Below are 9,381 nucleotides of genomic sequence, written 5' to 3'. Positions count from 1 at the left end.
GTGAAACCAATGCTCTGCGCAATCTCAGCACAAATTTATGAAACATTCGGGTTAACATCATTAATGAGCGATTCAGTGACAGCGGATGCGTCCGTTTTTCCACAGAAATCCGATTTCACTCTAGAAGGAACATTCATGAACTTAGAACAAGCCCGCTTTAATATGGTGGAACAACAAATACGCCCTTGGGACGTGCTCGACCCGCAGATTCTCGAACTTTTCATGACAACCCCTCGCCATGAATTTGTTACCGAAGCCCAGCAAGCCTTAGCCTACAGTGACATTGAACTGCCCATTGGCGAAAACCAGACCATGTTACCACCGCGCGTTGAAGCACGACTGCTGCAGGCTCTTGACCCTTCTTTTAACGAAAGCGCCTTGGAAATCGGCACCGGCTCCGGCTACACCACGGCCATTCTGGCCAAAGCGGTCAAACACGTAACCACCGTTGAAATCCACCCCAGTTTGCAATCCCAGGCAAAAGAACGACTCAAGTCATTCAATAACATCACCTTTCAACAAGGGGATGCCAGCCAGGACTGGCAGGATGCCCAAAGCTACGACGTGATCCTTATTACCGGTGCGGTCACAGAAACACCCCAAGCGTATAAAAACAAACTGAATTTAGGCGGGCGTCTGGCGGTTATTCATGGCCAGAAACCGGTGATGACAGCGGAAGTCTATACCCGCATCAGTGAGTCGGAATGGGAAAGTGAAACCTTATTCGAGACCTGCATCCCATACTTAGTGCATGCCGAACCGAAAGACACCTTCGCATTCTAAACACCAGAGCAACACCCAGCGTCAGCGCACTCTGCGCAGGCGCGCCCATCCGCTCCCTTCAGTTTAAGTCTGCGTCGTCTCGCACACGCAAGAAAACCGGAAACCGTGGTTTGCCGGTGCTCGTAAGGCCATAATACTTAAACGTTACCCAGGAATGCAGCGGGGGCGGCTGGGTTCGCTGTTGATCCGTCAAACCGGTTCCCAATCGATTTTTTTGACCCTTCCATTCACAAACCAAGGCACCGACTTTTCCAGTCAACCGGCCTTTTCCCGCGGTAAAGGCCACAACACGACATTCATCGTCCAGATAGGTTTTCACCTTCAACGCCGAAACGGTACGACCTGTCTCATAAGGACGGTTAGGGGCTCGTAAAATCAGCCCCTCAGCCCCCTTATCAACCTTGGTCTTCAGTTCGGTTTGTAAATGCACTTCACTGCGAACAGGTACTTGCTCAATGAGCTGCAACTGTTTAATCGGGTGTAATGTAAGGTAAGCCTTCAATACCGCTAACCGCTCCAGTAAGCCGCCTGGCTGATTTGGAACCTCAAAGACTTGAAAGGAAATTTGTTGCCAGCGCGTGTCAGGCTGTTGCTGACGCACAATGGATACGATGTTTTCAAAATCTCCCCGCTTCGTCCAGAGCTCACCATCCAATTCAAACGGTGGCCAGCCTTTGAGAAACCAATCTGGTGCGGCAATATCATGCCCACCGCGGGTTCGCAATGAGCGACCATTCCAATAGGCACGCACCCCATCCAGTTTTTCACTCATCAACCAGCCGACCACTGGCTGCCCTTGATGATAGACTTTCGGTAAAAACAGCTCGGGCGGCTCCGCCGCATTCGCAACCGCCACCACCCAAAAACTAAAAAGGAGGCTAAAAAGCCTCCCAAGCAACCACCTGCACGTCATTTTGTCTCCACCACACTTATGAAACGGCGAAGAATAAAATTCCGTTCATGTTTAAGCTTATTAAAAGTCATGTATTACTGCAGTTTTGAGCTGACCAATAAAATATCAGCGCGGTTCTTATCCACTAATTTGGCGCCAATTCCTTTTACGTTCTGCAGATCGTCTGCCGATTTAAAATCACCATGCGCCTTGCGATAATCCACAATCGCTTTGGCCTTGACCTCACCCACACCGTTTAAAGACTCCGCAATCTGCTCTGCAGAAGCGGTGTTTATATTCACAGGGGCCGCCAAAACCATAGCGGAAAAAAACAAACCCAATACCAACGTCATCCATTTTGTCATCATAATATCTTCCTAAGATTAAGCTATTAAAATCAAAGATTACGCAAAATTATGCGTCTTTATAATAGCCTAAAAAGCACCCAGATTGACAGAATATTGAGTTTTACGTATAAAAATTATTTAAGACGTATTACTCATTTTAATGAGAGCATTAGTCTTCATTAAAGGCACGCACCAACATATCCGCAATCGGCTTGACCAGATAGCCAAAGAAAGTACGTGCGCCGGTTTGAATAATCGCTTCTGCAGGCATACCTGGCAACATGAACAATCCATCCTTTTTCATCTGCTCAACGCCTTTTTCGGTAATGAGGATTTTGGCTTCAAAATATTTGGTTCCATTTTGTTTATCCTCAAAACTATCCGGTGACAGGTGCACGACTTCCCCTTCAATGACATGGGTCATCTGGGTGTTAAAGGCGGAAAACCGCACGTCTGCCAGCAAGCCAACATGCACCCGATCAATATCCGAAGTGGAGACACGCACCTCAACAACATAACTCTTCGAGTCTGGAACGATTTCCATCAAAGGTTCACCGGCTCGCACCACACCGCCGACCGTGTGCACTTCCAAACCTTTTACCGACCCATTGGTCGGAGCGGTAATTTCAATGCGGTTTAAACGATCAAGCAGGGTGATTTTGCGCGACATTAAATCCAACTTTTCGGTTTGCACACGGCGTAACTCCGCCACAGCTTCCTGCAAAAACCGCTGCTTACGCAACACCAATTCAGCTTGCGTCTCCTGAATCTGTACTCTCAAGCGGGCAATTTCCGATTCATTGGAGGCCTTTTCACCTTCCAATTGCGACAAGTCACGCTTCATCTGCTCCAAGCGCACCTTGTCGGTAAACTGCTCCTTGAATAGGGCTTCCCAGTCCACTACTTCTTTGCGATAGGAGGCAATGCGACTGTCCAAACTCACCAACACATTTTCCAGGCCGCTGATCTGCTGCTCCAGCGCCTTGACTTTCTTGCGATAAATCGCCAGCTCTTGATTCAGCGACTCGGTGTTGGCCTTAAACAGTTCGCGCTGCCCCAACATCAACTCCGCCACATCGGGATTGTCTTTTTGAGCCAGCAAGGCTTTGGGAAATACGATTTTATCCGCCATGCTTCTTTCGGCTTTCAGGCGGGCTTCCATTCCCAAGGCTTCATTCAAACGTGCTTGAACCGAAGCCAGCTCTGATGAAGCTTGCGTGGGGGACAGGCGCAACAATACCTGTCCTTTTTCCACATGCGACCCCTCCTTAACGTCGATTTCATCGACGATGCCACCTTCATAGTGACTGATGGTAAGATTATTGGTTTCGACCGCCACTTCACCCGGCGCCACCGCAGCGCTACTTAGGGGGGCAATGGCCGACCAAACCCCCATACCGCCAAAGACAACAAGCAAGATAATCCAACCAAAGCGACGATAAAAGCCGTCACTGGTCGGAATATCCGGCAGGTCATCCTGCTTTTTGAGTGCCAGCGAGTCAAAATCGGAAGGCTCGTGTTTTTTGGCGACCACGTCACCTTGCAACGGCTCGGTCACATCGGTCTTTTCTGCAACTTTTTTCAAACGGTTATCTGACATACTACTTCCTGAGAATTCCTAAGAACGATTTTGATTGGTAAGAGAAATTTGGCCATTCTGCAGCGCCAACAACACTTCGTCACGCTCACCAAAGCCTTTCAGCTCGCCTTGCGCCATCAGCAACACCTTATCCGCCAGCTTCAACACCTGTTTACGGTGAGAAATCAACACCACCGTCACCCCTTTGTCTTTTAACTGTGTCAAGGCATCCGACAAAGCCTTTTCACCCTGCTCATCCAGATTGGAATTCGGCTCATCCAAAATCACCAGTTTCGGGTTACCGTACAAAGCACGTGCCAAGCCGATACGCTGGCGTTGTCCACCAGACAAACCGGCATTACCACTGGCCAAAACTGTGTCATATCCCTGAGGTAGGCGTAAGATCATTTCATGCACACCCGCCATTTTTGCGGCTCGCACCACCCAATCCGGATCCAGCTGACCGAAACGACTGATGTTTTCTGAGATCGTCCCCGAAAACAATTCAATGTCCTGTGGCAAATACCCAATATATTGCCCCAAATGATTTTTATCCCAGGTGTGAATATCGGCACCATCTAAACGCACCTTACCGGCTAAAAGCGGCCAAACCCCCAACAAAGCTCGCACTAATGAAGATTTACCGGCGGCACTCGGCCCGACTACAGCCAAAATCTCGCCACGGTTCAGGGCAAAGGTCACACCTTTAACGGAAGGCGCTTGAGCCCCCGGTGGCACCACCATTACACCCTCACAACTTAAATGCCCTTCTGGGTCAGGCAGCGCCATCGTTTCGGGTTTAGGTGGGTAGGCTTCAAACAATTCAGACAAGCGCTTGTAGGCCGAACGTGCCGAACCGAAACCTTTCCAAGAACCGATCAGCAAGTCAAGCGGTGCCAAAGCACGTCCCAAAATAATCGAACCGGCAATCATCATGCCCGGGGTAATTTCATTATTAATCGCTAACCAAGCCCCTAACCCCAAGATCAGCGATTGAAACATCAAACGCAAATTTTTAGAAATATTCGAATAAATACTGGCGCGGTCACTGGCATCACTTTGTTTTTTCAAAAATCCGAGATGACGCTGCAACCAACGATCCTTCAGGTTCGACTCCATCCCCATCGCCGAAACCACTTCCGCATTTTTCAAACAAGACGAAGCGTAATTAACTGACATCAAGCTTTCGCCGTTGGACTCTTCCAGCAATTTTTTGGTCGAACGTTCGTTTAAAACGGCAATCGTAAATAGAGTCAACGCGGCCACGATACCGAAAATCCCGAACAAAGGATCGAACAAAAACAGTATACCGATGTATATCGGCAACCAAGGCGCGTCAAAAAACGCAAACGGACCGTTACCCGCCATATACTGGCGCAGATTATTCATGTCATTAATGGGCTGAGCCGAATCCTTACCCGGCTCCTTGACCGAACGCGAAAACATGGATGCAAACAAATTGACATTTAAATATTGATCCAGACGATTACCCACCCGAATCAGTATACGAGCCCGAATAAACTCCAAAAAGCCCATTGTCATAAACAACCACACCACAATCAACGTCAGCATGATTAAGGTTTCTTCACTGCGACTGGTGACCACACGATCGTATACCTGCAACATGTACAGTGCCGGCACCAACATCAAAATATTAATAAAGAAACTGAATACGCCAATGCTGACAAACGAATGTTTGACACTCAATAACGCCTTCTGTACTTCGGTTTTTTCCGTTTCCTGATTTCTCATCTGCTTTCTACCACTCCCAACAATTCAGATGTGTTCATTTTTTCGTTCCAACGCTCTGCCCGCAGACAAGACTAATATCCCTTAACAACCGCAACCGGATCCGTCATATAAGTCTCCACATCCGACGGTTCAAATTTTCCGATCAAATACAAGAGTTCAAATTGCGATTTTAAATTCTTAAAAATCTCAGCATTCAGTTTGCGCTGCGCATTATACATACGGGTTTTCGCTTCCAAAACATCGAAAACACCACGTAAACCGTACATTAAACCCTTTTCCGCCGCGGCCAGATACGCATCGGCCGACACCAGCGACTTTTCAAACGCCAGAATATTTTCGTAAGAACCTTGTAAGTTCGCCAACGACTCCTCGGTTTTGACCTCAACGAAATACAGTTGATCTTCCACATTATGTCGTGCGCTTTGTACCATACTGCGTGAAGCCGACACACGAGAATTGGTACGCCCCCCTTCGTAAATCGGCATACGCACCTCCACTAAAACCTTAGCGTTTTCCGTGATCGAATTTTCATAACTGTCGGCATCATAATATTCTGCACGTGCCGTTACTTCCGGCCAATACTCGCCGATCTGCACTTCCACATCTGCCTGCGCCTCATCCAGTCGCTGACGCGCCGCCAGAATCAAAATAGAATGCTCGCGTGCATCCGCCACCCAGTCCGTTTTCTTCAAAAGCGACTCGGTACGTTCCCACATATCTTCGGGAACAGGCTCAACCTTGTCATACTTCACCCCAATGAGTTGCTCCAACCGCTTACGAACCACCTGAGCACGGGTTTTTTCCGCTGACAAACTCGCCTTCAGCTCGTCATACTTTGACGTGGTTTCCAGCATATCCATTTTGGTAGCCATCCCCCGACCCAGCATCGCTTCCAAGCGTTCCATCTTTATTTCATGATCCGCCACTTCCTGAGTTGAAATCTCCACCATCGTGATGCTCTCCAACACATCAACATAGGCTTCAATCGCCTCTAAGCCTGTGTCAAAGGCCGCACGCTTGAACTCCAACTCTGCACTGCGCACCGATTCATTCGCTTTCGTAATACCCTGAAAACGACGATACGAAAACAATGGTTGACTTAAATTCACCCCACGACGATTAAAATTATCCGACTCGTTTTTAAGAAAATCCGTCGAATACTCGCCATAGCCGTAATGACCGCTCACCGACAAATTCGGCAAGACTTCTGACCAGGCCTGGTCAATCGCTTCTTTTTCAGAATCCAACTGACTTTGCTTTGACAGTAACGACTGGTTATACACCAAGGCGGTTTTATAGGTATCCACCAACGACAAAGACGGAATCACTTTCTCTGTTTGCGCCAACGCTTGAGCGCTTAACAACAAACCACCGACAATCCAAACACTTAACCGCAAAATCCACCTCTCAGACTGAACCAATGTAAACTTAAATTACTCAAAATTTTTAATGTGCATTCTGATGCAAAAAACCTTTATAAAATGTCATCACAATAATTTTCACATCAAACCAAAGTGACCAATTGCGAACGTAATGCAAATCAAATTCAACGCGCTTACACATTTTATCTAACGAATCCGTTTCCCCACGCCAACCATTCACTTGTGCCCATCCAGTTATTCCCGGTTTAACCAAATAGCGCTGCATGTATTTCGGAACAAGTTTGCGATAAACTTCGTTCTGCGCCACTGCGTGAGGTCTCGGCCCCACCACCGACATTTTCCCCTGAATTACATTAAAGAATTGCGGCAATTCATCTAAACTGGATCGCCGTAAAATATGACCTATTGGCGTCACTCTCGGGTCTCTTTTTCGCACTTGAACCAAATCTGCAGGATTATCTTCACATGCATCGCAATACATAGTCCGAAACTTATACACAGAAATCTCACGGCCATTCAAACCATAACGACGCTGTTTAAACAGCACCGGACCTTGAGAAGAAACCTTAACCGCAAAAGCTAAGACCAGCATCAAAGGAGCAAAAACAACCAAAGCCACGACTGAAATCACGACATCCTCTACACGCTTGATAAATTGTGCAAACGGATGCGTCAAGGCCGAATCAAATACTCCCAGCACGGGAATGCCACTGATGTCGGTCACTTTGGCATGAAGCAAGTCAAAAACAAACAAATCCGGCACATACTTCACCACAACAGATGTGTCCGATAAAGTCTCCAGTAACGATTTAATCTGCGTCATCTGCTCCACAGGCAAACACAAATAAACTTCATCGACTTTCAAACGATGAATATCTGCTTTCAAATTGGCTTTTTGTAACGGCACAATCACCGGTTCCGTTCCGTCATATCGAGTCAAATTATTCGTGTAAAAATCGGATTGGATTTCTGTCCCAGAAATCGGATCCGAATCATAAAATCGCAACAGCCTATATCCAAGCCCCGCATCATGCACAACCCGTTCTGCCAATGATTCCGCTAAGGCATTACGCCCAACAATAACCACATTTTTACTATTACCACCATGCGCACGATAAACGATCAAGACCCTGCGGATTACCAAACGATAGAACATTAATACCAATGGAGTCAAAGCGCCCCACAAAAGCACCATATCCTTTGGCCATAAAGCCCAAGAAGACAATACAAACATCAATGCCAGCCAAAGGAGCCAAGTCCAGAGCCATGCCACCAGCACCATTTTTATACTGGCAAAAAACGGTCGTCCGCGCCAATTTTGATAAATGCCCGACACCTGAGCGAGCACCACAAAAGTCATCCCGGACACCATTGCAAACATCGCCAGCCACAATGAGTCCAGCACCATCTTTGAACCGAACAACCACACAAACAGCACGGCCGTCACGGCAAGATCCAGAAAACGGTGTAGCCAGACAAACGAAGCTTTATCTGGATGCAAAAAAGCTTTAAACACTCAACAACCTAATCACTAATTCAATGCCTAAGACCATGGCTTAAGCCTAAACTCAAGCTTTCCCGCAAAACACATTTAAAAACACTCATTCATTACGCCCAAATAACAACACTCTTGAACTCAAGCTGAGTATTGTAGACGAATTATACCCTCAAAAATGTGACATTTGTCACACTTTTATTCAATATTACATATTGCCCCCTTAATGAACATTCAAAATAGACGTAGAAAACATCATAAAAGTAGTTTCAACCCGAAAATTTCATAAATTATGCGCTCTATCGCTTACCCTTTGATTTTACAAGAAATATTTTCTCAGTCATTCGTAATCGCGAATACGGCGCTTAATCGAAAATTCCCTTGTGAAAACAATATCCTGCATGATCTTAACGCAAATTGATAAAATTTTCGGGTTAAGAGACAAACCGAATAATGCAAAAGGGGCAAAAAAGAACACCCGACCGCCAAATATCGATCGGGTTAGAAGACAGGACTCAAGACTCACAGACGCGAGTCAGAACGAGGTGTATTCATCTCCCGCAAATTAATGCTTTTGATTATTAAGTCCCTCACGAACGGCTTTCGCATAAGCTTGGCGTGCTGTTTGCACAATCGCCAACTCACTTTCCAAGCGACTTAACTGCTGATCACAAAATCGAATTGAAGCCGCCTGACCACGTGCATTATCAGACAAATCACTTAATAAATATTTTTTATCATCAATGCGTAAAACATTTTCATCCAACTCGGTTTGTTGGTCGGGCAAATTTTCCGACAACGAACGACCATACGCATTACGTGCCGTTTTTGTTGCCGCTAGCTCCATTTGTAAATCCACAATCTTCTTATCCACAAAATTCATCGACTGAAGCGTATTCTTAACCTCATCGGACAAATCTGCCAACTGATATTCCACATCATCTATTGTGACTTTTGCCATGCAAATCTCCTTTTTTCTGTTACCAACATAGTCTGAATGTTTCATAAATTTGTGCTAAAACAACACAAAACTTTTGTTTCACAAGTAAATTTTCTCGATTTACTCCTTCGGGCATGGCGTTCTTCGTTTCGAGAACGCATCCACGATAACGGCCAACTGGGAATATAATGCTTGTGCAATCAAGAAGAAA

General features: G+C 46.4%; 8 protein-coding genes. 1 reads left to right on the top strand and 7 read right to left on the bottom strand.

Annotation, left to right across the window (positions count from 1 at the left end; translation table 11 throughout):
- The first annotated feature begins 135 nt into the window (after positions 1 to 135).
- Positions 136 to 783 carry a protein-L-isoaspartate O-methyltransferase family protein gene (locus ACP5D0_RS08770; RefSeq protein WP_472365343.1) on the top strand — a complete coding sequence of 216 codons (648 nt, stop codon included), beginning with the start codon at positions 136 to 138 and terminating at the stop codon, positions 781 to 783.
- Between the two features lie 58 nt (positions 784 to 841).
- Here ACP5D0_RS08770 and ACP5D0_RS08765 read toward each other — a convergent pair whose 3' ends face one another.
- The 7 genes from ACP5D0_RS08765 to ACP5D0_RS08735 form a co-directional block, all read right to left on the bottom strand.
- The gene (locus ACP5D0_RS08765) at positions 842 to 1,696 is read right to left on the bottom strand and encodes a DNA ligase (RefSeq protein ID WP_472365341.1); all 855 of its coding nucleotides are present in this window, start codon (positions 1,694 to 1,696) and stop codon (positions 842 to 844) included.
- Between the two features lie 74 nt (positions 1,697 to 1,770).
- Complete coding sequence (locus ACP5D0_RS08760; protein ID WP_472365340.1) at positions 1,771 to 2,043, bottom strand: ComEA family DNA-binding protein; 273 nt, start codon at positions 2,041 to 2,043, stop codon at positions 1,771 to 1,773.
- A 148-nt stretch (positions 2,044 to 2,191) separates the two neighbouring features.
- Positions 2,192 to 3,622, bottom strand: coding sequence for an HlyD family type I secretion periplasmic adaptor subunit (locus ACP5D0_RS08755; protein ID WP_472365339.1), 1,431 nt, complete (start codon positions 3,620 to 3,622; stop codon positions 2,192 to 2,194).
- Between the two features lie 18 nt (positions 3,623 to 3,640).
- Entirely contained in the window at positions 3,641 to 5,353 is a 1,713-nt protein-coding gene (locus ACP5D0_RS08750; RefSeq protein ID WP_472365338.1) for a type I secretion system permease/ATPase, read from the bottom strand.
- Between the two features lie 71 nt (positions 5,354 to 5,424).
- Complete coding sequence (locus tag ACP5D0_RS08745; protein ID WP_472365336.1) at positions 5,425 to 6,750, bottom strand: TolC family protein; 1,326 nt, start codon at positions 6,748 to 6,750, stop codon at positions 5,425 to 5,427.
- Positions 6,751 to 6,799: 49 nt separating this feature from the next.
- The gene (locus tag ACP5D0_RS08740; RefSeq protein ID WP_472365334.1) at positions 6,800 to 8,251 is read right to left on the bottom strand and encodes an undecaprenyl-phosphate glucose phosphotransferase; all 1,452 of its coding nucleotides are present in this window, start codon (positions 8,249 to 8,251) and stop codon (positions 6,800 to 6,802) included.
- A 544-nt stretch (positions 8,252 to 8,795) separates the two neighbouring features.
- The gene (locus ACP5D0_RS08735) at positions 8,796 to 9,191 is read right to left on the bottom strand and encodes a DUF6447 family protein (protein WP_472365332.1); all 396 of its coding nucleotides are present in this window, start codon (positions 9,189 to 9,191) and stop codon (positions 8,796 to 8,798) included.
- Positions 9,192 to 9,381: the final 190 nt, after the last annotated feature.

The organism is Hydrogenovibrio sp. (assembly GCF_049975065.1).
Lineage (GTDB): Bacteria > Pseudomonadota > Gammaproteobacteria > Thiomicrospirales > Thiomicrospiraceae > Hydrogenovibrio.
This window is presented reverse-complemented; position numbering and strand designations above follow the sequence as displayed.